20 protein-coding genes and 1 pseudogene are annotated in these 26,581 nt (G+C 65.7%); 10 read left to right on the forward strand and 11 right to left on the reverse strand.

What is annotated here, in order from left to right:
* Positions 1–114 precede the first annotated feature (114 nt).
* Entirely contained in the window at positions 115–3,309 is a 3,195-nt protein-coding gene (locus LDH66_RS11255) for a PAS domain S-box protein (RefSeq protein WP_226481173.1), read from the forward strand.
* 6 nt (positions 3,310–3,315) lie between these two features.
* Here the strand turns inward: LDH66_RS11255 and LDH66_RS11260 are convergent, their stop codons facing one another.
* From LDH66_RS11260 to LDH66_RS11270, 3 genes are all read right to left on the reverse strand, one after another.
* The gene (locus tag LDH66_RS11260) at positions 3,316–3,480 is read right to left on the reverse strand and encodes a hypothetical protein (protein WP_222919887.1); all 165 of its coding nucleotides are present in this window, start codon (positions 3,478–3,480) and stop codon (positions 3,316–3,318) included.
* Positions 3,481–3,555: 75 nt separating this feature from the next.
* Positions 3,556–4,656 (reverse strand): archaeosine biosynthesis radical SAM protein RaSEA, encoded by a 1,101-nt coding sequence (locus tag LDH66_RS11265; RefSeq protein WP_226481174.1) that lies wholly within the window; start codon positions 4,654–4,656, stop codon positions 3,556–3,558.
* Positions 4,657–4,828: 172 nt separating this feature from the next.
* Entirely contained in the window at positions 4,829–6,259 is a 1,431-nt protein-coding gene (locus LDH66_RS11270; protein ID WP_226481175.1) for a midas domain-containing protein, read from the reverse strand.
* 342 nt (positions 6,260–6,601) lie between these two features.
* Here LDH66_RS11270 and tgtA point away from each other — a divergent pair, with 342 nt between their 5' ends.
* Positions 6,602–8,077: a tRNA guanosine(15) transglycosylase TgtA gene (gene tgtA / locus LDH66_RS11275; protein WP_226481176.1), complete on the forward strand. Its 1,476-nt coding sequence runs from the start codon at positions 6,602–6,604 to the stop codon at positions 8,075–8,077.
* Positions 8,078–8,158: 81 nt separating this feature from the next.
* Here the strand turns inward: tgtA and ddfA are convergent, their stop codons facing one another.
* Positions 8,159–8,482 carry a DdfA family disk-determining factor gene (ddfA, locus tag LDH66_RS11280; RefSeq protein ID WP_226481177.1) on the reverse strand — a complete coding sequence of 108 codons (324 nt, stop codon included), beginning with the start codon at positions 8,480–8,482 and terminating at the stop codon, positions 8,159–8,161.
* Positions 8,483–8,773: 291 nt separating this feature from the next.
* On the opposite strand from ddfA, the gene LDH66_RS11285 reads away from it, so the two are divergent.
* Complete coding sequence (locus tag LDH66_RS11285; protein ID WP_226481178.1) at positions 8,774–9,130, forward strand: TRAM domain-containing protein; 357 nt, start codon at positions 8,774–8,776, stop codon at positions 9,128–9,130.
* An 82-nt stretch (positions 9,131–9,212) separates the two neighbouring features.
* Here LDH66_RS11285 and LDH66_RS11290 read toward each other — a convergent pair whose 3' ends face one another.
* The gene (locus LDH66_RS11290) at positions 9,213–11,216 is read right to left on the reverse strand and encodes a hypothetical protein (protein WP_226481179.1); all 2,004 of its coding nucleotides are present in this window, start codon (positions 11,214–11,216) and stop codon (positions 9,213–9,215) included.
* Positions 11,217–11,396: 180 nt separating this feature from the next.
* Here LDH66_RS11290 and arcS point away from each other — a divergent pair, with 180 nt between their 5' ends.
* From arcS to LDH66_RS11305, 4 genes and pseudogenes are all read left to right on the forward strand, one after another.
* Positions 11,397–13,148 carry an archaeosine synthase subunit alpha gene (gene arcS / locus LDH66_RS11295; RefSeq protein ID WP_226481180.1) on the forward strand — a complete coding sequence of 584 codons (1,752 nt, stop codon included), beginning with the start codon at positions 11,397–11,399 and terminating at the stop codon, positions 13,146–13,148.
* Positions 13,149–13,626: 478 nt separating this feature from the next.
* Positions 13,627–13,848: pseudogene (locus LDH66_RS11300) on the forward strand (HdeD family acid-resistance protein); the annotation flags it as partial.
* A 156-nt stretch (positions 13,849–14,004) separates the two neighbouring features.
* A complete protein-coding gene (locus LDH66_RS22950) occupies positions 14,005–14,136 on the forward strand; it encodes a hypothetical protein (RefSeq protein ID WP_264182371.1) in 132 nt (43 codons plus the stop codon).
* Positions 14,133–14,570, forward strand: coding sequence for a metal-dependent transcriptional regulator (locus LDH66_RS11305; RefSeq protein ID WP_226481181.1), 438 nt, complete (start codon positions 14,133–14,135; stop codon positions 14,568–14,570). Before LDH66_RS22950 ends, LDH66_RS11305 begins: the two co-directional genes overlap by 4 nt.
* Positions 14,571–14,617: 47 nt before the next feature.
* On the opposite strand, the gene dpsA is transcribed toward LDH66_RS11305, so the two are convergent.
* The 6 genes from dpsA to LDH66_RS11335 form a co-directional block, all read right to left on the reverse strand.
* Positions 14,618–15,163 (reverse strand): DNA starvation/stationary phase protection protein DpsA, encoded by a 546-nt coding sequence (gene dpsA, locus LDH66_RS11310; RefSeq protein ID WP_226481182.1) that lies wholly within the window; start codon positions 15,161–15,163, stop codon positions 14,618–14,620.
* Between the two features lie 261 nt (positions 15,164–15,424).
* Positions 15,425–17,116, reverse strand: a complete 1,692-nt coding sequence (locus LDH66_RS11315) for a bacterio-opsin activator domain-containing protein (protein ID WP_226481183.1) — start codon at positions 17,114–17,116, stop codon at positions 15,425–15,427.
* On the reverse strand, positions 17,116–17,577 hold the full coding sequence (locus tag LDH66_RS11320) for a response regulator (protein ID WP_226481184.1): 462 nt from the start codon (positions 17,575–17,577) through the stop codon (positions 17,116–17,118). Before LDH66_RS11320 ends, LDH66_RS11315 begins: the two co-directional genes overlap by 1 nt.
* Positions 17,570–20,857, reverse strand: a complete 3,288-nt coding sequence (locus LDH66_RS11325) for a PAS domain-containing protein (RefSeq protein WP_226481185.1) — start codon at positions 20,855–20,857, stop codon at positions 17,570–17,572. The genes LDH66_RS11320 and LDH66_RS11325 overlap by 8 nt, the downstream gene beginning before the upstream one ends.
* Positions 20,858–21,059: 202 nt before the next feature.
* Positions 21,060–21,929, reverse strand: a complete 870-nt coding sequence (locus LDH66_RS11330; RefSeq protein WP_226481186.1) for a VOC family protein — start codon at positions 21,927–21,929, stop codon at positions 21,060–21,062.
* Between the two features lie 71 nt (positions 21,930–22,000).
* Positions 22,001–23,029, reverse strand: a complete 1,029-nt coding sequence (locus LDH66_RS11335) for a Cdc6/Cdc18 family protein (protein ID WP_226481187.1) — start codon at positions 23,027–23,029, stop codon at positions 22,001–22,003.
* A 1,404-nt stretch (positions 23,030–24,433) separates the two neighbouring features.
* Between LDH66_RS11335 and LDH66_RS11340 the strand changes: the two genes are divergently transcribed.
* From LDH66_RS11340 to LDH66_RS11350, 3 genes are all read left to right on the forward strand, one after another.
* Positions 24,434–25,306: a GNAT family N-acetyltransferase gene (locus LDH66_RS11340; protein WP_226481188.1), complete on the forward strand. Its 873-nt coding sequence runs from the start codon at positions 24,434–24,436 to the stop codon at positions 25,304–25,306.
* A 156-nt stretch (positions 25,307–25,462) separates the two neighbouring features.
* On the forward strand, positions 25,463–25,849 hold the full coding sequence (locus LDH66_RS11345; protein ID WP_226481189.1) for a DUF7971 family protein: 387 nt from the start codon (positions 25,463–25,465) through the stop codon (positions 25,847–25,849).
* A 170-nt stretch (positions 25,850–26,019) separates the two neighbouring features.
* On the forward strand, positions 26,020–26,505 hold the full coding sequence (locus LDH66_RS11350; protein ID WP_226481190.1) for a hypothetical protein: 486 nt from the start codon (positions 26,020–26,022) through the stop codon (positions 26,503–26,505).
* Positions 26,506–26,581 lie beyond the last annotated feature (76 nt).

Here is a 26,581-nt window from a genome sequence, read left to right on the forward strand (position 1 = left end):
TCGCAGGCGGCTGTTTTCGAGGAGTGTTCGCTCGAGCGCGGAGACGACTCAGTCCGTGAGCCGAGTCGAAGACTAATAGTACCGGGGTGCGTTGTACCGCTCGGAATACAGGGGATGGGCACGAACAGCGGACCGAATACCCGAATCGTCGTCGTCGGTTCCGACGCCGGAACCGTCACCGAACGCGCCCTCGCGGAGCGCGGTCTCACGACCGAGACGGTTCGGACGACCGACGCCTGTCTCGACCGGCTCTCGAGTGCCGACGGCGTCGTGATCGAGGGGCCGCTTCCGGACGCCGATCTCGTCGATTGCTGCAGGGCGATACGGGACCGCCGGTCCGCGGTCCCGATCGTCGTCTTTCCGCGTGACGGGAGCGAACGGCTCGCGGGCGCGGTCGTCGCGGCAGGGGCCGACGGCTACGTCCCCCGCTCGCAGGGAGTCGAGACGCTCATCGAACGACTCGACGAGTTACTCGCCGATCGATCGGTTCCCGGCGGCCGCTCTGCGGACGCGACCGCGATCGACGCTGCACCGCCGGCGTCTGCGGACGCCACCGCGGACCGCCTCGAGTCACTCATCGAACAGTCGCCGCTCGCGGTCATCGAGTGGACGCTCGAGTACGAGGTCCGAGACTGGAATCCGGCGGCGACCGAACTGTTCGGCTACACTGCAGAGGAGGCGATCGGCGAATCCGCCGTCGGACTGATCGTCCCCGAATCGGATCGCGACACCGTCCGCGAGTTGCGAGAACGGATCGCCGACGGCGAACTCGACAGCGGTTCGTTCTATCGGATCGACCCGAACGTCCGCGAGGACGGGACGACGGTCACCTGCGAGTGGTTGAACACGCCGCTGGTCGACGAGGAGGGCGAGGTCGTCAGCATCCTCTCGTTCGCACGGGACGTCACCGCCGAACGCAAGCGTGCGAACGCGCTCGAGGCGCTACAGCAGACGACGCGGGAGCTCCTTCGGGCCGAGTCGGCCGACGAGATCGCCGACATCGTGATGACGGCGACGGAGGACGTGATCGACCGAGCGCTCGGCGCGATCAGGTTCGCTGACGAGGACGGCGAGACGCTCGAGCTCGTCGGGGTAACGTCGTTGCTCGACGCGAACACTGACGATATCCCGTCGATCGGGCCGGACGACACCGTTCTCTGGGACGCCTACACCGACGGCGAGCCGATCGTCGTCGAGAACGCCGCGGCCGACTGGGTTCCGTACGAGATCGATGTCGACGTCGGGGACGCCGTCCTCCAGCCGCTCGGTGACCACGGCGTGTTAGCGGTCGCGTCGGTCGGAACGGACGAGTTCGACGACGCTGATATGCACCTGATCCGCGTCCTCGCGACGACCGCCGAAGCGGCGCTCGATCGAGCGGCACGCGAGCGCGAACTCGAGCGGACGAAGACCGTCGTCGAGACGGTCGGCGACTGCGTCTACCGACTCGACCGCGACGGCCGGTTCGTCACGGTCAACGATGGGATGAAAGACGAGACCGGCTACGATCGAGACGAACTCATCGGCGAGCACGTCTCGCGGGTTCTCACCGACGAGAGCGTCGAACGCGGACGACGACACGTCCGGGAACTCGCGGCCGACGACGAGCGACGGATCGCAACGTACGAAGTCACGCTAACCGGGGCCGACGGCGAACGGATCCCCGCCGAAGTCAGCACGTCGCTGCTGCGATCCGACGGCGACGTCGAGGGAACGGTCGGCATCGCCCGCGACATCGGCGATCGCAAGCGAATGGAGCGGAAACTGGTCGATCGGAAGGCGAAGATCGAAGGGCTCCACACCGTCGCCTCTCGGCTCGAGGGCTGTGAGAGTCGGGCGGCGATCTACGACGTGGCCGTCGAAGCGGCTGAAGACGTCCTCGACTTCGACGGCTGTTTCGTCGACGGGGTCAGCGGGGAGTCTCTCGTCACGGAAGCCGCGTCGTCCGACCTCGAGATCGATCGCGGAGAGCGACGCCCGATCGACAAGGGAATCGCCGGGCGGTCCTATCGGACGCAACGCCCGTACCGCGTCGACGAGATCGATTCGGACGACGGCATCACGCTCCCCATCGACGACTGCCGGTCGGTACTGAGCGTTCCGATCGGCGACCACGGCGTGTTTCAGGCCGTTTCGGCGGAGCCGAACGCCTTTACCGCGGCCGACGAGGAACTGACGGCACTGTTGCTGTCTCACGTCACCGACGCGCTCGATCGGATCGCGTTCGCGGAGCGACTGCGGGCCGAACGCGACCGGTTCGCGGCGCTGTTCGAGAACGTCCCCGACGCCGTCGTCAGCGTCACCGGGCTCGAGAAGGATCCGATCATCGAAGAAGTCAATCCGGCCTTCGAACGGATATTCGGCTCCGACGAGGTGGAACTCGTCGGAAAACCGGTCGATCAGATCATCGTGCCGCCGGACAGCCGGGCGAACGCCGAGACGCTCAACCGACGGGGGAGCTGCGGTGAGATCGGCGAGGCAGAGGTCAAACGGCAGACCGCAGACGGACTACGCGATTTCAGGCTGCGGGTCGTGCCGATCGAGACGGACGGCTCGTCGGACCGCGCCTTCGCCCTCTACACCGATATTACCGCCCAGAAGCAGCGACAGAAACGCCTCGAGATACTCAACCGCGTCCTGCGCCACGACCTGCGAAACGGGATGAACATCATCGACGGCTGTGCGGAGATGCTCGCAGACGTCGTCGACGATGCGAACGGCGAGTACGTCGAAACCATTCACGACCGAGCGACCGAACTCATCGGCCTCGCGGAGAAGACCCGAGCTGTCGAGCGCGTCCTCGACCGCGAGACGGTCGAGACCGGCCCCACCGACCTCTCCGAGGCAGTCGAGGGGGCGGTCGACCGCCTCGAGAGCGCCCACCCCGACGTCGAGGTCACCTGCTCGCTGCCGGACCGGGTCTTCGCTCGCGCCGACGAGTATCTCCAGACGGCCGTCTTTCAGGTACTCGAGAACGCCGTCGAACACAACGACCGATCGCGGCCGACCATCGACGTCGCGGTATCAGACCGGCCGGACGACCAGGTACTGTCGCTGTCGATCGCCGACGACGGCCCCGGCATCCCTCCGGAGGAGCAGGAACTGCTCGAGGGTGAGCGAGAGATCACGCAACTCCGCCACGCGAGCGGTCTCGGGCTCTGGCTGGTCAACTGGGTCGTCACTCAGGCCGGGGGTCGGCTCTCGTTCCGAGACAACGAGCCGCGGGGCACCGTGGTGACCCTCGAGATCCCCCGCGCCGACGCGGAGGCGATCGGGCCGGCGTCGGACGAACCGGCGACCGGCGATTAGTCCGCCTCAGCGGCCCCACTCGTAGAACCACCAGCTACCGCCCAAGAGCATGAGCCCCGCACCCAGCGCGGAAGTCGCGGGCTCGGGGAAGACGAACAACAGGAAGCCGACGACGATCAATACAGCTGGCTCGAGTTCGTTCCAATAGCTCGAGAACGACGGGAGTGCCATAGAGAATCGTCAGTGCCTCGCAGTAAAGTACGTCGCCCTGAACCCGCCGCGTGAGTGGCGGCCGGGCGAGCCGGGTTACCGGGTCAGCGGCTGGTTGAAGCTCCGCTCGCGCTCGATGATCGTCTCCCAGGTCAGCTCGCACTCGCAGGACACCTGCTCGAAGACCGACGGATCCTGTCGGAGGTCGAAGTCCTTGATCGCCTTCTGGACGCGGTCGTCGCACTCCTGACAGTTGTGCGGGCCGCGGTCGGACCCGTGGCCGACGGGGTCCGAGACGACGATGGCGTCGACGTCGGCCGTCTCCTCGAGAACGTGGGCGACCGACCAGAGCCACGGCGGGCGGTAGCCGTCCTCGAAGTAGAGGTCGTCGACCATGGTGTAGCGCTGGACGTTACAGGGGTTCATCGAGACGGTGTGACAGCCCGCGACATCGGCACAGCGCTCGACCGACGAGATCATATCGTCGACGGCTTCGGATTCCGTGAGGAAGGGCGGCTTCATCAGGAGATAGGCCTTGATACCGGCCTTCGCGTCGCTGCCGGCGTCGGCGTCTGCGGCGGCGGCTTCCGCGCAGGCGTCCTCGAAGTCAGCGAAGTCGAAGTACTTGTTCACGCAGTCGTGGCGCACCCGGTCGGTTGCCGTCTCGAGACCGATCGCGACGTCGGTGTCGAGTCCGTGGCCGGTGAAGTCGCCGATCTTCTCGCGGTCGACGAAATCGGGCAGGGACTCGACGACGATCCGGTCGCGGTCGGCGAAGGTGTCGGCGATCGCTCGACGGCTCTCCGCGCCGACCTCGCGCTCGTCGAGGAACGATCCGGAGGTGTAGATCTTGATGAGATCGGCGGGGTCGTCGGCGTTGTCCGCCTCGTGGGCCAGACAGACGTCGATCTGGTCCATCAGGGCGTCGTGGGAGACGGAGCCGCCGTCGACGCTCTCGGCGACGTAGCCGCACATCGTACAGCCGCCGGCGCGAGCCCACCGGCAGCCGCCGGTGTTCAAGATGATCGTCAGGCTCGTCTTGACGCCGTCGGGAGTGTTGTCCTCGTCGAGCCAGACGCGGGTCGGCTCGTGGGGATCGTAACTGGCCTCTTTTCGCGAGCGGATCTCCCGCATCGCCTGATTGTGGGCGTCCATGCCCTTGCCCTGCTCGTAGACCTCGGGCGTGGGTTTACTCATTAGGGGACGAAAGCGGCCCGGAGCGTAAAGCGCCTTCGTCTGTGACCGCCCCGAAGCCGTCGCTCAGTGTGGTGTCACAGGGAGTCGGATCTCACGCGGTAGAAACACCAGTCGCTCCGCTCCGATACGCACGTGCCGAAAAACGGAGTGTTCAGTCGCCTCGGAACGCAGGTCAGGCGTCGGTCTCGTTGTCGTCAGTCGTGACCTCGAGGTCGTCACCCTCGTCCGACTCGGTTATCTCGTCGTCCGACTCGTTCGCTTCGGTCATCTCGTCGTCCGACTCCATCGTCGCGTTCTCGCTACTGATGTCCTCGAGTTCGCTCGCGTCACCGAGCGTGAGCGTGTCACTGGTCGCGTTCTCGATGGTGATCGACGATGCGGAGAGGTTGGAGATGGTCTCACCGGAGCCGGCATCGCTCTCGGAGTCCATCTCGTCGGTTTCCGTCACGTTCGATTCCGTTTCGTCGTCCGAATCGGTGACCTCGAGATCGTCGCTTTCGTTCGTCGCGTCATCTTCTTCGTCGGTGATCTCGAGGTCCGTGCTCTCGTTTTCGGTCGCGTTTTCGTCGGCGTCCATGCCGGCGCTGTCATCCGCTTCCTCGACCGAGTCGACGCTCATCGATTCGATCGTGACCTCGTCGACGTCGAACTGTTCGATCGTGAGTTCCTCGATCTCCTGGGACTCGTTTTCGGTCTCGGTCGACTCGTTGTCTGCCATCTCAGTCGACTCGTTGTCCTCGTCGGTGATCTCGACCTCGTCACCGTCGTCCGTCTCGTTGTCCTGGCTCTCGGTGACCTCGAGGTCGTCGTCCTCGGCCGTCTCGTTGTCCGCTTCGTCAGTGATCTCGAGGTCGGCACTCTCGTTGTCGGCCGACTCGTTGTCGGCCATCTCGGAGTCACCAGCGTCCTCACCGGCGGTCAGCTCTTCGATGGTCAGCGTCTGGACGTCCATCGTCTCGACGGTCAGGTTGTGAATCGTGACCTCGCTGGCGTTCTCGTCGATCAGCGATTCGTTGTCGCTGGTACTCTCGTTGTCCGTCGCAGTGTCGTTCTCTCCGTCTTCGACCTCGATGTCGGTTTCCGTCTCATTTTCACCGTCGTCCGACTCGTTCATCTCCGCGCCGGGGGACTCCGTCCGCTCCACGTGGTCCGACGCGTTGTCTCCGCCGTCACGCTCGAGGTCCTCGAGCGAGACGCCCTCGAGCTCGAGCTCCTCGAGTTGGATGTCGGAGAGGGTCACTTCCTCGCTGCTCTCGTTGGACTCGGTGCTCTCGGTGTCAGTTTCGTTCTCCTCGGTGGCGTCGACACCGCTCTCGGTGTCCGTCGCGGACTCGTTGCCGTCGAGTTCGTCCTGGAGCGCCTGCACGTCCGCGTCGAACTCCTCGACGTTCAGCTCCTCGATCGTCGCGTTCTCGACGGTGACGTTATCGAGTTCGAGTGTGCTGACCTGTACGTTCTCGAGCGTTGCGCTCGATTCCGATTCGCCCATGTCTCCGGCGTCGTCGCCCGCGGCCCCTGTCGCACCGGCGAGGGCGGGACCCCCCGAGAGTGCGACCAGTAGCGCGACGAAGACGACGCCGATTTTCTGCGGTCGTGAAACCATGCGCTCTCGTCTACCCCCGGAACCGGGCTAAAACGATGTGACTGTTACAGAATTGCCTCGGAGAAAATCGGTGTTAGAACCGCGCAACGGTCTCTAATCTCCGATTCATCTATCCAGACCGATGACGATCACAGAAGTCAATGAAAATTCATTTCTGCGCTGGGTGATCGCCCGTCGCGGGAGGCGGCTATCGTGTTCGCGACCGCCGAGAGCACATCGTCGACCGAGACGGGATCGTTCCCCGCTCGCTCGCGATTCCGTCGGCTATCGGTGTCCGGACGGTCGACCTGCCACCGGTCGAAAACCGTCACGACTTACGTCCGACGGTCCAACCCTCGAGCAATGCGCGAGTCCTTCGAAGTCCGGGACACCGACGCCGGCGGCCGCATCGGGGAACTCACCGTGCCCCGCGCCGAGACGACCGTCGAAACCCCGGCCCTGCTGCCAGTTATCAATCCGAATCTCGATACGATCAGCCCTCGCCGACTCGCCGACGAGTTCGGTGCAGAGATCCTCATCACGAACTCCTATATCATTCACGGCGACGACGACCTCCGCGAGCGTGCGCTCGCGGACGGACTCCACGAACTGCTCGATTTCCCCGGTGCGATCATGACCGACTCCGGCTCGTTTCAGCTGTCGGAATACGGCTCTATCGACGTCACGACGGAGGAAATCCTCACCTTCCAGCGCGAGATCGGCTCCGATATCGCTACCCCTATCGACATTCCAACCCCGCCGGACGTCTCCCGCGAACGTGCCGAGTCGGATCTCGAGACCACCCAGGAACGACTCGCGGTCGCCGAGGCCGCCGATACGGGTGAGATGCTCGTCAGCGCGCCCGTTCAGGGATCGACCTATCCGGAACTCCGCGAGCGGGCCGGTCGTCACGCCGACGGCACCGACCTCGACGTCTTCCCGGTCGGCGCGGTCGTCCCGCTGATGAACGAGTACCGATACGACGACATGATCGACGTCGTCGCCGCGGCCAAGCGCGGACTGGGTGCCGACGCGCCCGTCCACCTCTTCGGTGCCGGCCACCCCATGATGTTCGCCCTCGCCGTCGCGATGGGCTGTGACCTGTTCGACTCCGCGGCCTACGCGCTGTACGCCCGCGACGACCGCTACCTGACGGTCCGGGGCACCCGTGCGCTCGACGACCTCGAGTACCTCCCCTGTTCCTGTGCCGTCTGTACCGACCACTCGCCGGACGAGCTTCGCGCCCTGCCCGACGGCGAGCGCGAGTCCGAACTCGCCGCCCACAACCTCCACGTCACCTTCGCCGAGATCCGCCGGATCAAGCAGGCGATCCGCGCGGGCGACCTGCTCGAACTCGTCGAACAACGCGCCCGCGCCCACCCGACGATGCTCGACGGCTACCGCACGCTGCTCGATCACGCCGCCCAACTCGAGCGGAGCGATCCCGTCTCGAAGGGCTCCTTCTTCTATACCTCCCACGAGAGCGCTCGCCGACCCGAAGTCGTTCGCCACCACCAGCGTCTCGAGCGGTTGTCCGTCCCGGACTCCCTGCTTCTCACGGAGGGGAACGCTCCGCGGAGCGACGAGTTCGACGACTCCTGGCGAATCGAACCGCCGTTCGGTCCCTTCCCGCGAGCGCTCTCGAAAAGTTACCCGCTCACCGCGGAAGTCCCCGAACGGACCGATCGGGCCGCCCGCGAGGCCGCGGCCGACGGCGTGGCTCGCCTCGTCGCGACGAACCCCGACACGGCGTTTACCCTCGCTCACGAGGGGTGGCCGGTGGCCGTCCTCGAGCGCGTCCCCGACGACGTCGCGCTCGTGAATCTCACCGCGAACTGATCGGACCCGTCGCTCTCTCGCTCTCGTGTCGAAACGTCAAAAATCGTCCCGTGAGCGATCGGGGACGCAGCGAGGCCGTCGTTACGCGTCGGTCCGGGTCGCCTGCTCGAGGCCGGCCGAAATCGCCTCGGCGACCGGCGAGCCGTCGACCGAGATCGAGACGCCGTCGGTACAGTCCACCGCGACCGCGTGGCCGTCGTACGTGAACTCGAGTCGACCGCTGCGGGGGCCGCCGCTCCGGGTCGGCGCGAAGAGGGCGTCCAGCGCGTCCGGATCGATCCACTCGTAGAGGGGCGGGAGTTCAGTCGGGTCCGCGTCCCCGTGTGTCGCGACCGCAGTAACGACGGCAACGCTCACCGATTCGTGGACACCGTCGCCGAACGACCCGCTGAATGAACTATTCACGACGTACTCCAACGCTCGGGTATATAAAAGACTACTGCCCGAATCGAAGATATCGAACTACTATCGATATTGGTTTGGTTTTCGAGATTTACCGTCGAAGAGCGCGTTTTCGCTCACTATCTCGGCTGCGTTCGAGCGACCGCCGTCCGCCGAGGACACCGATAGTTGGTAACCGCCCTTACTCGGTACCGGTCTCGAACTGATGACGGTCGTCGTGGCTCTGTGCGATCGGGGTCCCGATCGCTCGTCCGGACCGGAACATCGAAGACCCAGGCGACATCCGGTTGCGGTATGCTCGGTCCAGCAGTCGTCGGCGGTGGCGTCCTCGTCGCCCTCGTGATCGGATCGTGGGTGTTCAAACGCGCTCGCGGCGGCTCCGCGGACGAACGGCAGTCACGGCAACGCCACAGAGAGGCAACGGAACGCGACCCGCCGGTCGACATCGGCGACGTCGAGGAGGTCGCGATTCGCGAGTTCACCGACCATCACTCCGGCGAGCGGCGAGCGGTCGGCAAGGTCGAAGGGTTCGTCGTCTTCGTCGAAGACGTCCCCGAGGCCTGCGAAGTGACCGACGTGATCCGAATCAAGATTCTCTCCTTCAATCGCGGCCACACGTCGGCGACGGCGACGCACCTCGAGACCGTCTGAACGGTGTGAGTCGGCGCTACACATCAGTCAATAGAAGGAACGCGTCGAACGGATCGACGGTAGTCGACCGGAGTTTGGTGCGTTACTCGCGTCGTCGGAGGACGAGCGTCGTCAACAGTCCGGCGATCGCAGCGAGCCCGACACCGAGCCCGAAGCCGGGAACGCTATCGGAGTCGTCCTCGCCCTCCTCTTCTTCCGCACTTGCCGCGTCGAGACCGAGATAGTTTCGCATGCCGTCAGTGTCGACCTCCGGGAACTCTTCGTCCCAGTCGCCGGCCTCGTGGACGGTCGTCTCGGAATCGACCACGCTGAGGTGTTCGATATCGGACTTGCTCGCCGACGCGGTATCGACGTCACCCATGTCGTCGACGTAGACGTACGTGGACGTGGTGTTGTCGGTGGTTTCGGTCGCGACGCCGCTAATGCCAACGGTGTCGCTGAACGTTTCGGTGACCTTGCTCATGTCCTCGAACTTCGCTCCCGCTTCGACTCGAACCGAGTCGCTGGTGATATCGCCGTCGATCCGGGCGACCTCGAGGTCGGATTCGGAGAGCGCCGTGAGGAACTGCTCGGTCTCCGCGTCCGTCGACCCCGTCGGGCCGCTCTGGGCGGACTGGGCCATCGCGTCGATCGCCTGTCCGGCCAGATCCTCGCCGTCGATCTCGAACTGTCCGTCGACCGCGAGCTGGTCACCGTCGGTTTCGGCCGTCAGACTGAACGTAACGTCGTTCGGCGTCTCGATGTCGTTCGCCTCGAGTTCGGCGATATACGCTTCCCAGTTTTCCGTGTCGCTCGTGAGCTCGGCGTCGAGTTCGAGCTCGTTGGAGGACGTCTGCTCGACCGAGGCGTCCCACTGGATGTCCCACGTGAGGTCGGCCGCCTGCTGTGCCTCGATCGCCGCGCGGGCGTTCTCGATGTCTTCCTGCGGGATCTCACCGCTCATGTCGCTCGACTCGGCCACGTCGAGCATCGCGAGCGTGAGTTCGTCGTAGTTCGCGAGTGCGATCTCCCACTCGACATTGACCGCACCGTCGCTCTCGCTCATCGTGAACTCGAAGGTCTCGATCTCGAGTTCAGTGACGCTCGCCGCAACGTCCTCAGCTTCCGCCTGACTCATGTCCGTCGACTGGTCGTTCGCCAGGGCGGCCGCGAGCTGCTGTTCGATACCGGCGTCGATCCCGGTGTATTCGACGGTAAAGTCGAGCGTGAGTCGGTGTTGACCGGAGGATCGCTCCTCGAACTCGTACTCGGAGATCTGGATGTCGCTCGTCCCACCCATCTGCATCGCGATCATACCGTACTGCTCTTGCAGTGTCTGTTCGGCCGCTTCTCGAGTTTCCCACCGATCCGCCTCCCAGTCGGAGACGTCCTGTTCCTGGGCCATGTCGAGGGTATAGCCGTCACTCGTGTCCTCGAGGGAGATCTCCATAGACGTTCCGTCACCGGCCGCAATCGTCGGGTCCTCGGCGGAGACGGTGCCGGCCGTCTCGAGCCTATCGGCCGAGGCGGTCACGTGCCCGTCGGTGGTGACCTCACCGGTGGACGCGGAATCGCTCTCGAAGGTCCCGGTCGCGGTCGCATCGAACTGGTTCGTCTCGTCGGAGACTTCACCGGAGACGTCGACGGAGAGGTCCGTGACCTCGTCCGGCTGTTGCATGACGAGGGAGCCGTTACCGGAGAACCCCTGCTGGTCGAGGATCGCCGAGAAGCTTCCCTCCTCGAACTCTTCGCCTTCGAACTCGTCCTCGATATCGTCGGCGACCAGCATGTAGACCAGTCCTTCACTGGCGTTCATGCCTAGGTCGAGCTGGTTGACGTCCGATTCATCGTCATAGCGGAGGACGGCAGTGCCGTCATCGTTGAGGTAGACCTCGTCAGCCGGATCGAGGTCCGATTCGGCCTGCGAGATCGTCTCGTACGATTCGACAGATCCCTCCGTCGCTTCGGCGGTCGTCGTCGAACCGCCGTAGATGGCCGGCAGTCCGATCGTCGCTACACCGACGGCTGCAACGAGAAGAACGACGAGAAATGCTCTCGTGCCGTTCTTCAGGCGCCGTCTCGAGTCTGGTTTTCGGTCCGATGGCATAGTCGAACTTCCGACTGCTACCGTATAAAGATTAATTTTCCAAAATATCGATCGATGTATCCGCGATCGAGGGCTGAGGAATACAGCGTCAGACAGTCACGATATACGAGGGATACTCGGCTCGAGCGCCCGATCACCTGCTATCGACAACCTCTTTCGCTCGCCCCGGCCATATCGAGTATGACCGACTATTTCGAAGTACACGAGCGCGACGGGGCCGCGCGCGTGGGCGAACTTCGCCTCTCCTCGCCGCTGACGACGCCCGCGCTCGTCGACGACGTCCTCGAGGACGCGGGCTCGCTCTGGAGCGGAGACCGGGAACTCCCCGAGGGTGACGACTCGCGGCTCACCGTGCTCCCCCATCGGGCGTTCCCCGGCGGCACCGCCGACGAAGTACAGGAATCGTTCGCCGTCGACGCTCCCGACGTCGACTACCCCAGCGTCGCGGTCGTCTCGAGCGAGAGCGTCGAGTCCCAGGGGACAGACGCGTACGCTCTCTCGAACGTCCAGTCCGTGATGGGCCACGGCGCGGCGCTCGTCGAGGCCGTCGTCGACGTCCGCGAGACCGTCCCCGCCGACACCGCCCTCCTGTTCTCCGGAGTGGCGACGCCGCGGAACGTCGCCCTGTTGGCCTACGCCGGCGTCGACCTGTTCGACGAAACGGCCGCCGTCGTGAAGGGGACCGAGGGCCGCTATCTCACGACCGACGAGGCGTACTTCCTCGAGGACTTGGAGGAATTACCCTGCTCGTGTCCGGCCTGCCGGAAGCCGCGCGAGGAGTTCACCCGCGAGGACTGCGCCGAACACAACGTCAACGCCCTCGAGTCGGAACTGGCGATCGTCCGCCGCCGGATCCGGGACGGCCGACTTCGGGACTACGTCGAAGGCCAGGCCCGCCACGACCAGTGGCTGACCGCCGCGATGCGCGAACTCGACTCGCAGTGGGGCTACCTCGAGGAGCGGACGCCGATTCTGCGCGACGCCCAGATCAGCGCCGCGAGCAGCGATACCCTGCGACGCGTGGAGATCCAGCGCTTCGCCGACCGGGTGACGACGCGGTATCGCAACCGGTTCCGGAACCCGCTCGTGCTCGTCCCCTGCTCGGCCGCCAAACCCTACAGCGAGTCCCAGAGCCACCGTCAGTTCCACGACGCCATCCAGTGGCGAGCCCACCTCGTCTCGATGACCAGCCCTATCGGCGTCGTCCCCCAGGAACTCGAGACGACCTACCCCGCACAACACTACGATACCGTCGTCACGGGTCGGTGGTCCGAGGACGAAAAGCAGTTCGTCAGTACGGTCCTGCAGCGCTACCTCGAGCGCAACGAGTATCCGGAAATCATCGCTCACGTTCCCGACGAAGGCTACCGCGACATCGTCGAGCGCGTCGAGGAGCGACTCGACCTCGATATCACCTACACCGTCGCCGAACATCCGACCGACGACGAGTCGCTCGCGAACCTCTCGAGCGCCCTGTCAGGCGAACTGAAGTACTCCAAGCGCGAGCGCGAGCACAACACCGTCCGCGCGCTCGCGGACTACCTCCTCGGCGACGGTGCCGGCGACGACCTCTTCGAGGACATCCAGACCACGAGCCGCTATCCGAAGATTCAGGTTCGCGACCCCGAGGACATCCAGCTCGCGACGATGGTCCCCCAGTACGGGACGCTGTCCTTTACGCTCGAGGGCGCGCGCCGCTGGCTCGAGAGCGACGCGCCGACGAAGCGCGTCGAGATCGACGGCTTCGTCCCCCACGGCAGCGTGCTCGCGCCGGGCGTCGTCGACGCCGACGAGGACATCCGCGTCGGCGACGAGGTGGTCGTCGAGGGGCCGAAGGCCTTCGCCGTCGGCCGCGCCGAGATGTTCGGCCGCGAGATGGCCGAGAGCACGCGCGGAATCGCCTGTGAGATCCGCCACGTCGAAGAGACGTAAGCCGTCCCGAGACGATGAGCTATCGCGGGTCCGTCACACTGCGTCGCAGGGACAGTCCTCCGAGACGTCCGTCCGACAGGACGGGCACCGACAGCCGTTGACGAATCCGTTGACCGAGCGCCCGCACTCCGGACACTGCCAGATTCCCGATTGCAATCCACCCGTCACTGTCTCTCCGTGATTCCGACGAGGCTGAAAGGTGTTTCCCTGTGTCTCGAGGCGAGAGATCGAAGCGAGGCGTCGCTCAGTCGCGGACGAGAGACACCGCCTCGGCCGCCCTCAGGGCCCCGGTTCGTTCGAGCGGGGTGCCGACCGCTCTTCGCCGAGCACTGGCGGCCGGGTCACCGGCCCGGACACTCCTTGAGCAGGTGTTCGCGATAGACGGCCGCCGGAACCCGCTCCCCGCAGAGTTCACAGTCGCGGTGATCGTCGCGTTCGTCCGTCACGGGCGGACCTGCCACCCGCACCGAAATAACGGCCGCGGTTCGCCGGTCGGACCTCGATCGCCGTCAGCGGTGTCATCCCGATCGTTCTCGCCGAACTCCTCTGGGTCGGTTTCCCGGCGACCGCGGCCTGGGCGGTCGGCCTCCTGGTCGGCGCGAACCTCCTCGTGACTGGCCTCTCGATGATGACCGTCGCTCTCGCCGCCCGCTCGATCGATGACGTGGCCCCGCCCGCGACCGAATCTCGCGGCGCGTGATCTCGTTTCGGCCCCGCTATCCGAACCGTCAGCAGTCCGTTTTCGATCACCGACCGCGCCGACGCCGAGTCACGATTCCGGATCCGCCGACGGGCGACCGATCCGAGTCACCGACCAGTCGCAACTATTTTAATAATTTAGGCATCCCTAAAACGTATGGAAGACGATCCGCCGGGGGATCGCCGGTCGACGCGGCCGTCAGTCGCGTCGTCGCTCGTCTCCCGTCTCGACGCGTTTCGCGAGGACCGCCAGCGACCCGGCCGCGACCGCTGCACTCGAGACGGATGACGGACGCGTCCCAGTACCTGCTCGTGTGCTATCTCGCCGCCCGAGACGGCGGCGAGCCGGTCTCGCCGGGACACGTCGCGGACGAACTCGACCGATCGCCGGCGGTCGCGACGGAGACCCTTCAGCGACTCGAGACGCGGGGCTATCTCACCTACGAACCGTACGACGGAGCGACGCTCACCGCGCAGGGACGGGAGACGGCCGCCGACCTGTACGAGACCTACGTGGTCCTGTCGACGTTCTTCCGGGACGTGCTCGAGCTCGAGGACCCCGACCGGGAGGCGATGGCGCTCGCGGGGAGCGTCAGCTCCCTCGTCGCCAATCGCGTCGCCGAAACGCTCCTCGAGGCCGAGGACGGCGAATCCGCCGACGTTTCGACCCTATCGTCTCCGATCGCGAGCGAGCGTTCGAGAAGCCGAGAAGAGAACGGGTAGAGAGTGCGATCGGCCCGACAGGGCGGACCCTGCCGAGCGATCGGCCGTCAGTTTGTCGCCGACTCGAGGACGAGCGTGTCGTCTTCGAGGTAGTGTTCGATGTGGTGGGCGTGCTCCTCGATGGTGGTGAGCTGCTCGCGGAGCATCTGGGCGGTCGCGTGGTCGCCGAGGTTCTCGGCGAGTTCGATGTGCTGGCGGTTGCTCTCGATGATGTCGCCCATCATCTCGAGGTCGTTGGCGAGCGACGTCCGGATGTCGTAGACGTCCTCGTCCTCGGGCTCGACGGTGGCCTTCTCGGCCAGCGTCGTCATGTTCGCGTGCGGAACGCCGCCGAGCGCCTGGAGCCGTTCGGCGAGATCGTCGGCGGCGTCTTCGACGTCCTCGTAGACCTCCTGGAGGAAGACGTGGATGTCGAGGAACTCCGCACCTTCGACGTTCCAGTGGTGCTTGTGGAGCTGGTGGTAGAGGACGTACGAGTCCGCGAGGTCGCGGTTTAGCGCCTCGATGATCTGTTCGGCCTTCTCGGACTCGAGCCTGAGCGCGTTCTCTTCGACGGTACCGGCTTCCTGTTGGACGGTCTTCTGCGTGTTCATCACGGTAGAGAGATGGGGTCGCTCCCACATATAACTTTTCAATTTAATTATATTTTTTCGTGCGACCTAAACCTCGGTCGCGGCCGATTCGATGACGGCGCGTCCGGTCGGCTGCGCGTCTGCAGTGATGGTTCGAGTCTACTACCGTCCGCTCGACTCACCGCGTCGGCGGTCAGAATACGTCATCGATCGAGGGGGTTCGAACGGCGAGTCCGCGTCGGGTCCGACCCGAGGGACGGGTCTGCAAAAACCCGGCCCTCGTCACTCGCCGAAGACGGAGGTGAAGAACTTCCGTTCGGCCGTCCGGAGGTGCTGGTTGAACGTCGCCGGTGCGATCCCCAGCCGCTCGGCGATCTCCTCGCCGGTGCTGCCCCGTGGCCAGTCGAAGTAGCCGGCGAAGTAGGCCGTCTCGAGCGCCGCTCGCTGTTTCTCGGTCAGGTCCTCCTCGAGGACCGACGACGAGCCGGCGTCGCTACGGTCGCTGCGTTCGGTGGTCCGCTGGGCGAGATAGGTGACGTCGTCGCGCTGGGACCTGATGAGTTCGATCATCTGGCGGGTGTCCCGGCCGCGCGGGAGTTCGACGACGAACCGGAACTCGCCACCGACGATCGTCGCCGACGCGACGCGACCGCCGTGGGTGGCGATCGTCTCGAACAGCGAGACGGCCGCGGGTGCGACGAGTTCGAACTGGAGTTCGTCGCGCCTGACCGAGAGGAATCGGACGTCGCCGATCCCGTCGGTCCGCTCGATGGCGTCGGCGAACGCCTCCTGCGAGACGCCCTGTGCCGAGCCGTATGCCAGCAGCGCCTCGTCGCCGCCGACCAGTTGTTCGACCTCGATCGTACACTCCTCGGTCGCGGAGAGTTCGATCAGCTCCTCGGCCATCGACTCGACGCGGAACTCGAGTTCGACGACGGCGTCGCTGACCAGCGCGTCCTTCCGTTCGAGCGCAGTGATCGCGTGGGCGACGACGTCGCCGACCCGGGAGAGGACGCCGGCCTCGGGCCCCTCGAACGCCTGCGGTGACGACGAGTAGACGTTCAACACGCCGTAGACGAGGTCTTCGTGGACGATCGGGATCGCCGCCGACGACCGGTAGTCGCGAGCGCGCGCCTGCTCCTGCCACGGCTCGAACTCGGGGTTCGTCTGGATATCGCTCATGACCTGGACCTGCCCGGTTCGTATCGCCGTTCCCGAGGGTCCCTGCCCGGCCTCGTCGTTTTCGTCGGCGGAGACGTCGATCTCGTCGAGATAGCCGTCCTCGACGCCGGCCGCCGCCTTCGGGACGACGCGGTCGCTGCCAGGATTGACCCCACCGATCCACGCGAATCGGTAGGCGTCGGACTCGGCGAGGCGCTCACAGACCTCCTGTTCGAGTTCCGCCCGCGTTTCGGTCGTGATCACCGCGTGGGTGATGTCGTGGACGATCCGGTTGAGCCGGTTGAGCGCCTCGAGGTGTTCGCGCTGCTGGCGGCGCTCTCGCTCCTGTCTGGCGCGTTCGATCGCGTGGTGGATCGTCCGCACCAGCAGTTCGCTCGTCACTTCGTCTTTGACGAGGAAGTCCTGAGCCCCGCGTTGGATCGCCTCGACGCCGACCTGCTGGTCGCGGACGCCCGTCAGGACGACGATCGGCGTCTCGCCGGTCTCCTCGTGGACCCGATCGAGGGTCGTCAGCCCCTCGCTATCGGGGAGGTTCAGATCGAGCAAGACGATGTCGGTGGACTCGGACTCGGCCGTCTCGAGCCCCTCCTCGAGGCGCGTCGCCCGCGAAATCTCCGGCGTCTGCCCGGTCGATTTGACGGGGCTGACTCGCTGGGCGAGCTCTTCGGTGTCCCGGAGCATCTCCTCGATCAGTCGGGCGTCGCCGGGGTTGTCCTCGATGAGGAGGATGCGAAGCGTGTCGGCGGTCTCGGCGTCCCGCTCGCCCTCGGTCTGGACGTCCGTCTCGCTCATCACTTATCGACCTCCGGCGGGAGCCGCACGACCGAGAACCAGAACTTCTCGAAGGCCCGGACCGTCTCGATGAACTCGTCGGGATCGACCGGCTTCGTGAGGTAGGCGTTGGCGTGGAGCTCGTAGGACTTGACGATGTCTTCCTCCGCCCGCGAACTCGTCAGGACGATCACCGGGATCGATCGCAGCGCCGGATCGTCTTTGAGCTCCTCTAAGACCTCTTCGCCGTCCTTGCCGGGCAGATTGAGGTCTAAGAGGACGAGATCCGGCCGCGGTGCGTCGGCGTACGGGTCGCGCTGTGAGAGGAAGTCGAGCGCCTCGGTCCCGTCGGAGACGACGTGCAAGTCGTTCTCGATCCGCCCCTGTTTGAACGCCTCCTTGGTCAGGCGGACGTCACCGGGGTTGTCCTCGACGAGCAGGATCTGTGCCGGCTCGGCTCGGGGGCTGTCTGGCTTACTCATCGGTCGGGAAATCCGCGTCGGTCGCACCGTCGTCGCCCTCGAGGGGTGTCGCCGTCTCCGGGACGGCCGGCAGTTCGACCGTGAACGTCGATCCCTCGCCGGGGTCGGAGGCGACGGTGATCTCGCCGTCGTGGCGCTCGGTGATGCGTTGACAGAGCGCGAGCCCGATACCGGTTCCGGCGTACTCCTCGTGGCTGTGAAGGCGATCGAACACCTGGAAGATGCGATCCGCATCGCTCGGCTCGATCCCGATCCCCCGATCGCGAACTGAAATCATCCATTTTGCGTCTGTTTTCTCGGCGAATACGGATATACGTGGGGTTCCGTCTCCCGAATAGGTAATCGCGTTATCGAGCAGGTTCTGGAACAGCTGGCGGAGCTGGCCCGGATCGCCGTACACCTGTGGGAGTGAGTCGACCGTAATTTCGGCATCGGTCTCGTCGATCCGCACCTCGAGGTCGGCCAGCACGTCCGCGAGGACGGTCTCGCAGTCGACGGGCCGGAACGAATCGCCCTGCGTATCGACTCGCGAGTACTGGAGCAGACCATCGATCATCTCCTGCATCCGGTCGGCACCGTCGACCGCGAACTCGATGAACTCCTCGGCGTCGTCGTCGAGCGCGTCGGCGTACCGCCGCTCGACGAGCGTGAGATAGCTCGAGATCATTCGTAACGGCTCCTGCAGGTCGTGTGAGGCCGCGTAGGCGAACTGCTCGAGGCGCTGGTTGGACTCCTCGAGGTCGTCGACGAGTGCCTCGAGTTTGCGCTGGGACTCTCGCTGGTCGGTCACGTCCCGACCGATCCCGGTGACGACGGGGTCCCCGTCGGGATTCTCGAGCGTCGACGCGATGAACTCGTAGGGGACTTCGGCTCCGTCTTTCGTCCGTATCGTCGCTTCCACTCGCGTATGGCCCGTTTCGAAGGCGTCCCCGATCGCGGTCGCGACCCTGTTCGCGTCCTCGTCTTCGAAAAACTCCAGTGCGTGCATCGACTCGACCTCGGCGTTCGTATAGCCCGTTACCTCGGTGAGGGTCTTGTTCCACCGTTTGAGGTCCCCCGTCTCGTCGAGCACGTAGAACAAGTCATCGACCGCGTCGAGGACGTCGTCGGTGAACTCCTTGAACCGCTCGAGACGCGCTTCCCGCTCGCGCAGTTGGCGCTGTTTCGCCTTGACCTCGGTCACGTCTTGCACCATGAGCATCCCGGCGAACACGTCGCCTCGGTCGTCTTCGACCGGCAACGTGTGGGCCGTCCACTCGCGGTCGTGCATGGCGAACTCGAACGAGCGATGCTCGCCCGCGAGCGCGGCCCGGAAGTTCGATTCGAACGTCTCGCGCGTCTCGCCCTCGTAGCGCTCTTGGACCGTTTGTCCGACGAACTCCGAGACGGAGAGGTCGATCTCGTCGAGGATCTCGCCGCCGGCGAGCGTGTACTCCATCTCCTCGTCGAACAGCGCGACGAGCCCGTTGGGGAACTGCTCGACCAGCGTCCGGTAGCGCCACTCGCTCTCCTCTAAGTCGCGCTGGCGGGCCCGTCGCTCGAGTTCGTAGCTGACCCACTGGGTCGAGAGTTCGACGAACGACCGCTCTGCCGGAGTGAACGGCTCCGATCGGGACGACTCGTCCTCGAAACAGAGGGTCCCGTAGGGTTCGCCGTCGACGATGATCCGTCCGCCCATATACGAGTCGAGCCCCCACTCATCGTAGGCGTCCTCGCTGACCCCGTGCTCGACCGGTGAGTCGGTAAACGCGAGCAGGTCGTCGGATTCGACGGTCTGCTTGCAGTAAGCGGTCGATAGCGGCATCACTTCTCCCGGCTGGAGCCCGTCGATGCCGCCGGTCGCGTGTGTCACCTCGAAGCGGTCCTCGGCCTCGTCGATCCGGGCCAGAAAGCCGCCCTCGAGCCCGAGCCGCTCGCGGCCGAGCGCGAGCAGGTCGTCGATCTTCTCATCGAAGCTCGGCTCGCTGTCGGCGGTGATCGCGTAGAGCCGCTGTAAGGTCCGGTTCGTCTCCGCCAATTCTCGTTCGGTCTCGTTGCGCTCGGTGACGTCCTGAAAGTAGACCGACAGTCCCGTCTCGGAGGGATAGGCGTGGACCTCGTACCACGCGTCGAGCGGCGGGAAGTACTCCTCGAAACTGGTCGGCTCCTGCGCGTCCATCGCCCGTCGATACTCCGTCTCGAACGTCGACCCCACGGCGGCCGGGAACGCGTCCCAGACGTTCTCACCGAGCAGCCCCTGGCCGTCGGGATCGATCAGTTCTCGCGCTCGCCCGTTGACGTACGTGAAATTCCACTCCGAATCGAGCCCGAAGAAGGCGTCCGTGACGCGGTCGAACGTCGTCTCGAGTTCCGTCTCGAGGCGTTTGCGTTCGGTGACGTCCTCGACGGCGAAGACGGCGCTGGTCACCTCGCCGTTCTTGGTCTCCAGTGGCGAACCGTTGATCGAGAGCCAGACGCGGCTCCCGTCCGGTCGCCGAACGTTCATTTCATGGTCGAAGACGTCCGTCCCGGTATCGATGACTCGCTCGAACGGCAGTTCGTCCGCGGGAATGGGCTCGCCGGTCTCGCCTCTGGCGTCCCAGCAGGGATCGTCGGCGGAGAGCGCGGTGATCTCCGTCCGCGTTCGGCCGAAGATCTCCGCGGCGCGCTCGTTGGCGAACGCGATGCCACCGTCGGCGTCGACGACGGTGATTCCCGTCGGACTCGTTTCGACGATACCGTTCGCGACCGCATCGTTTGCCGGCCCCTGTCGCCGCGCTCGGTAATTCTCGATCGCCGCTGCGAGGAGGGCCGCGACGCTTTCGACGAACTCGATCTCGTGCTCGGCGAACTCCCGGTCGCCCGTCGTTCGGACGCCGAACGCTCCCCAGGGGTCGGCCGGTGAGCCGATACCGACGCCGAGTACGCCGGCATCGTCGTGCTCGGCGAGCGCTGACGCGTTGCGACTCCGCTCGTCGGGGTCACGGGTGACGACGACCGGCGCTGCGGATTCGAGCGCCCGGCCGACCCACGAATCGGTATCGGCGGGGAGCGTCGCCGAACCCGCCGCGTTCCCGTCTCGGCCGACGCCCGCACGTCGCACCGCCGTGTCGCCGTCCGGACGCAGTTCGAGGACCGAGCAGGCGTCGACCTCGAGCACGCTCCGGACGATACCGGCCGCGTCGGTCAGCAGATTGTCGAGATCGCTCGACTCCAGAGCGGTCCGGCCGAGCTCGGCGACGGCTTCCTGACACCGGATCCGAGAGCGAGGAGTATCTGACGAAGAATCGGCGGCAGCCATAGTACGATCCAAAACGCGATCAGACGGTGTAAACCTAGCGCCGGACCCTCTCGAAACGAACGCTCGCGTCGCGGTGACGGTCGGGATCAGTGATCGATCGTGATTCCTCGAGTTCGGACCGGTGCAGACGCGACGACTCGAGGGCCGACCCGACGCGACGCGATTGCGTGGTTTCCGACGGTTCCGAACGGAGCGTGATACGTCAGTCGGTCGCTCGCAGTCGAATCGTGATTCCGTCCGGATCCGTGCATTCGATGCCGTCGCCGTCGTCGTCGGCAGTGACCGAGACGCCGTCATCGATCAACCGCTCCCGGATCGCATCGATCGCGTCCGCGTCCGGCACGAGGAGTTCGAACCACTCGAGCCCCAGGCCGTCGGCCGGCGTCGACCGCTCACCCCACGTGTTCACCCCGATGTGATGGTGATAGCCGCCCGCCGCGAAGAAGCACGCGCCCGGCGCGAACGACATCGACACGTCGAATCCCAGCGTCTCCGCGTAGAACGAGCGCGCCGCCTCGAGCGAGGACACCTCGAGATGGACGTGGCCGAGGGTCGTTCCGTCGGGTACCAGTTGCGGGCCGTTCGAACCCGTCCCGTCGTCGGCCGCGGCTGCGAGATCGGCGAGGTCGAGCGGACCCCCGGCAGCCCGGATCGAGCCGTCCTCGGTCCGCGGCCACGCGTCCCGCGGTCGATCGCGGTAGATCTCGACGCCGTTGCCCTCGGGATCGGTACAGTACAGCGCCTCGCTGACGCCGTGGTCGGAGGCTCCCTCGAGGCTCCAGCGGTCGCGAATCCGCGCCAGTGCGCTCCCCAGCGCCTCGCGCGAGGGGACCCTGAACGCGTTGTGATAGAGCCCGGTCTCTCGCTCGCCGCGCTGCTCGGTGCTCGGGTCCTCGAGCAACTCGAGTAGCGGCGTCTCGCCGGTGCCGAGCGTCGCCCTCGTCTCGTCTCGGTTCCGGACGCGGAGGCCGACGATGTCGCGATAGAATTCGATCATCGCCGCCCGGTCGGCGACGGAGAGTGCGGTCCGACCGGGGCGAGTCTCGTCCGGAAGCGCCGGGGATCGGCTCATACGTTTCCTACGGGAGTGTGCCTCGTAAGTGGCTCTTTCGGCCGCCGCGGGGACTGGGGGCCGAGTCGTCGTTACTGTTCACCGCGTTTTTCACCGGTCTCGTCGACGAGCCGATAGGTCCGCCCGCGACGCTCGCCGACGGCCTCGATCAGGTCGTAGTGGACCATCTTCGTCAGGTAATTGCGAAGCGTCCGCCTCGTTTTCGGCTCCTCGACGCGGCGCTCGTACGCCGCGTAGAGGTCGCCGGGTTCGATCTCGCCCGCCTCGGCGATCACGTCGTACAGCACCCGCTGGTGTTCGATCAGCCCCTCGACCGTCTTCCGGCGGATCGCCGTCCGCGCGTCCGGGATCGCCGCCTCGATGATTCCGTCAGTGATCGATTCCACTCCCCGTCGTTCCGCACGGCGAGCGGCCGACCGGAGGATCCCGATTCCCACGCGGGCGTCGCCCGAGGCCGCGTCGGCGATCGTTCGCAACTGCGCGTCGGCCACGACTCCCGGCTCGAGGGCTTTCTCCGCCCGCTCGCCGAGAATCGCGGTGAGTTCGTCGGTGCCGTAGCGATCGAACCGGACGCGGGTCCCGGCGCGGAGCCGCGACCGAACGCGGTCGTCGAAGCCCGCGAACAGCTCTACCTCGCGGTTGGCGATCAACACGGGCGAGACGTGGGGCAACCGATGAAGGTCGTACAGCGCGGCCGTCTCCTCTAACTGGTCGACCTCGTCCAGAATCGCGACGATCGGCCCGTCGTCCGCCCGGGAAAGCCGCTCGAACAGTTCGTCTTTCGGCGTCGATCGATGGACGCCGACTGCCCGATCGATCGCCTCGAGGACGCTGCAGAGCACCCGAAACCGCGTGTATTCCTGCCAGCAGTTGACGTAGGCGACCCGGACCGTCGGCTCCCGCTCGCACAGCTGGGCGAGCGCGTAGCGAGCGATACAGGTCTTGCCGACGCCCGTCGGTCCGAACAGGAAGGCCGGATTCGGCCGCCCGTCGGACAGCAGCGGCTCGAGGCTCTCCGAGAGGAGGGTCACCTCGTCGTGGCGGTGGACCACCTCGCTGGGCACGAAATCCTCGCGCAGGACGCGGCCGTCGACGATCACACCGGATCGGTTCGGTCTCGGTGCTATTAAACGACGCCGGGGCGGTTCCGATTCTTCCGAAACGGCGACTATTTGATATCGCAGTATTTGGTTTATCATCCGCGATCGGGCCCGTTGCGCCGGGACGACGGCACGATCTCGGACGGTGTCGGAGAGCGAGAGTCGACGAACGACGGATTATCGGAAACTGCGCCGAAACCTCGAACCGCGGTCCGTGCTACTGACGGTCGCGCCGGCCGAGGCGAGTCCGGAAACGGGTCGGTCCGGCTCGAGTTCCTGACGATCTCGCGAACCGGTACCCCGCATCGGTCTCGCTCGGCTCCGCCGTCGTCGACTCGAGTCCGTATCGACCCGTTCGACGACCGACGGGTCCGGATCGACCGCGCTCCGCCGGCCGGTCGGTCGCCGTCCGCCACACTCCGGCGGCCGGACGATTGCCGTCCGCCGCACTCCGCTGGCGGTCCCGGTGCACCACCGATCGCCGTCCGACTCGTCCGGACCTGGGATCGTCCGCGGTGGCACTCCGCGCGACCGCTCGATCGCTCGCGGTCGCCCGAGTCAGCGGTGATGGTCCTGAATCGGCGCGGATTCGCCGCCCATCGACGCGCTTCGGTGAGCGCTGCGCAAATCGGGATCGCGTCAGCTGGGTCCCGAGCGTGGACCGGGAATCCGGCGTCCCACTCCGGGGGTTTGCGGCGGGGAAACGATGATCTACTGCCGACGCTCCGGGTATCCGAGCCGGGCTCAGCTCGTGACAGGGCCGCAGACGGGAGCTCCGGAACGGAGTGATGAGCGAGCGACGAGAGTCATCGCGAGGAAACCGTGCCCTCGGACCGATTCGGTCGCTCCCGATCGATTTGGTTGAACTGACCCGTCCGATCATCGAGTCTGACCCACGGTCGCGATCGAACGCAGCGAATATCGAGTCGTGTGGCACTCGCGATCGCTCCCCGGGCCCGCTCGGCGTCGACCGATCACGCAGTGGCCTCGGAACGAACTCGGTCAGTCTCTATTGACCGTCGATGAGTACCGCGGGAGAGTCTCGCCGGAGACGATACCGAGCGGTCGTTCGGCAGAGAGCGCGTCGAAACAACCGACCGTGCGCTGTGACCCCGTAATTCGGTCTCCCAGTCGATTCGGCGCTCGAGCGCCGAGCCCTCGTCTATCAGAATCTCCCTCTTCCTCCATAAATCATATATCGATATATCAATTCCGGCCGAACTCGAGCACCGCGCCGATCGCACCGGCGGTCCGAACTAATCGGAGATTGGCCGGAGGCGGCGGGTGCGAGCGCGGCCCGAAACGATTCGTGATCGAGCGCAATCGACCGCTTCGTCGCGGCGGGTCGCGAGTAGCGATCGATACGGATCGCATACTAATGCCGGCAGTCGGTGGCGGAGTCGTATGAGCATGTATCCGACGGGCTCGTTCGAGGACGACGTCCAGCGCCGCGTCTACGAGTACGTCGAGCGTAACGGTGCCGTCACGCCGGCTGAATTGGCCCGATCGATCGAGATCGACGACGGCCGCGCGCACTCGAAGCCCGCCCGGTCGGGGACCTACACCGAAACCGTCGCGCCGGATCCGGACGAACTCCAATCGTGTCTCGAGGCGCTGCAGGCGGCGGGCTATCTGACCGAAGTCGACGGCAAGTATCGGCTCGCGCTCTCGGCGACGACGACCGATATCGACTGCGAGGACTGCGTCGTCACCATCCGACCGGCCCGCGAGGAGGACCGGGACGGCGTCGTCGAGACGATGCGAACGGTCGCCGACGACGGCGCGTACGTCGTCGCCGAGACCGTCGCGACGGAACTCGAGCGCGAGTCGGCGCTCGTTCGAGCTAACGAGGAGCGCTCGCGGGTCTTCTTCGTCGCGGTCCGCGGGGAGCGGCCGGCGGACGAGGACGCGGCCGAGAGCGATCCGGCGGCCGATTCGTCGGCGTCGGACGCCGACGTCGATTCCGACGGCGACGTCGTCGGCTGGCTCCACTTCGACGCGCCCGAACTCCCGGCGCTGCGCCACACCGCAGAGGTGACCGTCGGCGTCGATACCGACGTCCGGCGGCAGGGCATCGGTTCCGAACTGCTCGAGTACGGCCTCGAGTGGGCGACCGACGCGGGCTACCGGAAGTGCTACCAGAACGTGCCCGCGACCAACGAGGCCGCGATCGAATTCCTCGAGGACAACGGCTGGCAGCGAGAGGGCGAACACGAGGAACAGTACCGTCTCGACGGCGAGTTCGTCGACGAGATCATGCTGGCGACGTGGCCCTAGTCCGAGACGTATACCGCGCCACGGCGTGCGCGACCGCACGCCAGTGACTGTCTCGTCCGCTCTCGGACAGCTGAAACGACTACCGCGTCCCGTCCCCGTCGGAGCGTCGATCGAATCGGGAACATTTTCTTGGCAGACTATCCCGTACCGGACCGTATGGAGGACATTTCCCTCGGCGTTCCGGAACCGATACTCGATCGACTGCCGGCCGACGATGAGACCGTGGCGGCGGACATGCAGAAGGCGGTCGCGGGCTGGGAGGAGCAGTTCAATCGGATCCTCGAAGAGGCCGACGACGAGCGCGAGGCCGCCGGACAGGTGCTCGAGGCGATCGACCGGTTCGAGGAGCGCTACGAGACCTACGACGCGTTCGTTCCCGAGTTGCGAGCGTGGGGACAGTCGCCGATCTACGCCATCGCGTGGCGGACCCTGTACGCCGACGTGATCGCACAGCTCCACGAGCACGACGAACTCGGCGAGCACCTCGATCGCGAGCGGAACGCGCGGCTGGTCGAGGACGGGATTCGATTGCAGGACCTGTAGGGCCGCCGGCCGCTCACCGAGTACCGATCGCCTATCAGATTTCGATTTAGTTCTCCGTAGTCCTACCGGGCGGAATAGAGCCGACAGCGGTCGAGGATCGAAACTATGAGCGATACTGTGAAATGTATAGTAGAGAAACAGTTTTGTGGTCGCACTCGAGAGATAGAGGTGTGGCAACGACGACCGACGGGACGGCTTCGGACGAGACCGGCGCGGTCGACCTGACGACGCGCGTGCGCCGTCGCGTCCTCCCGGCGCTCCATCGGCTCAAGGAACCGTTCGGTGGCTACGCGATCTGTCGGCAACACCCGGCGGAGTACGTCGGAACCATCAAGCGCGGTCTGGATGCCGTTCGAGCGATGCTCGCGGACTTGGCCTTCGAGTCGGAGCCGATCGCGTCGCTGAAGGTCCACGACGACGGGCGGCTCTCGGCGGGCAGTTGGGTTCGGCGCGAGTCGCCGCTGGCGACGTGGCAACTCCACGTCACGCTGTTCCGGACGGACGAGGGTGCCGTCGAGGTGTTCGCACACCGCGAGCACTCGTGGCTTCGCCACCCCTACAAGCACTACACGCAGGCGGGATGGGACGTCCGCGGCGGCGTCGAGCGGATGCGGTCGCTGCTGTCGACACACGGCGTTCCGTTCTGGATCGAGTGAGCGAGTCGGTGGCCGGACGGCGGCCGCTCGAGACGATAAATGTCTCGAGCGGTGCACAGCCATCCCAAGCGTTGAA

This window comes from Natrinema amylolyticum (genome assembly GCF_020515625.1).
Taxonomy (GTDB): domain Archaea; phylum Halobacteriota; class Halobacteria; order Halobacteriales; family Natrialbaceae; genus Natrinema; species Natrinema amylolyticum.

Coding starts and splice junctions, on each gene's coding strand:
- dpsA (WP_226481182.1), bottom strand. CDS start 15,163: ATGAACACGCAGAAGACCGTCCAACAGGAAGCCGGTACCGTCGAAGAG.
- LDH66_RS22950 (WP_264182371.1), top strand. CDS start 14,005: ATGGAAGACGATCCGCCGGGGGATCGCCGGTCGACGCGGCCGTCAGTC.
- arcS (WP_226481180.1), top strand. CDS start 11,397: ATGACCGACTATTTCGAAGTACACGAGCGCGACGGGGCCGCGCGCGTG.
- tgtA (WP_226481176.1), top strand. CDS start 6,602: ATGCGCGAGTCCTTCGAAGTCCGGGACACCGACGCCGGCGGCCGCATC.
- LDH66_RS11315 (WP_226481183.1), bottom strand. CDS start 17,116: ATGAGCGAGACGGACGTCCAGACCGAGGGCGAGCGGGACGCCGAGACC.
- LDH66_RS11320 (WP_226481184.1), bottom strand. CDS start 17,577: ATGAGTAAGCCAGACAGCCCCCGAGCCGAGCCGGCACAGATCCTGCTC.
- LDH66_RS11290 (WP_226481179.1), bottom strand. CDS start 11,216: ATGCCATCGGACCGAAAACCAGACTCGAGACGGCGCCTGAAGAACGGC.
- LDH66_RS11345 (WP_226481189.1), top strand. CDS start 25,463: ATGGAGGACATTTCCCTCGGCGTTCCGGAACCGATACTCGATCGACTG.
- LDH66_RS11330 (WP_226481186.1), bottom strand. CDS start 21,929: ATGAGCCGATCCCCGGCGCTTCCGGACGAGACTCGCCCCGGTCGGACC.
- LDH66_RS11340 (WP_226481188.1), top strand. CDS start 24,434: ATGAGCATGTATCCGACGGGCTCGTTCGAGGACGACGTCCAGCGCCGC.
- LDH66_RS11285 (WP_226481178.1), top strand. CDS start 8,774: ATGCTCGGTCCAGCAGTCGTCGGCGGTGGCGTCCTCGTCGCCCTCGTG.
- LDH66_RS11265 (WP_226481174.1), bottom strand. CDS start 4,656: ATGAGTAAACCCACGCCCGAGGTCTACGAGCAGGGCAAGGGCATGGAC.
- LDH66_RS11255 (WP_226481173.1), top strand. CDS start 115: ATGGGCACGAACAGCGGACCGAATACCCGAATCGTCGTCGTCGGTTCC.
- LDH66_RS11270 (WP_226481175.1), bottom strand. CDS start 6,259: ATGGTTTCACGACCGCAGAAAATCGGCGTCGTCTTCGTCGCGCTACTG.
- LDH66_RS11260 (WP_222919887.1), bottom strand. CDS start 3,480: ATGGCACTCCCGTCGTTCTCGAGCTATTGGAACGAACTCGAGCCAGCT.
- LDH66_RS11325 (WP_226481185.1), bottom strand. CDS start 20,857: ATGGCTGCCGCCGATTCTTCGTCAGATACTCCTCGCTCTCGGATCCGG.
- LDH66_RS11305 (WP_226481181.1), top strand. CDS start 14,133: ATGACGGACGCGTCCCAGTACCTGCTCGTGTGCTATCTCGCCGCCCGA.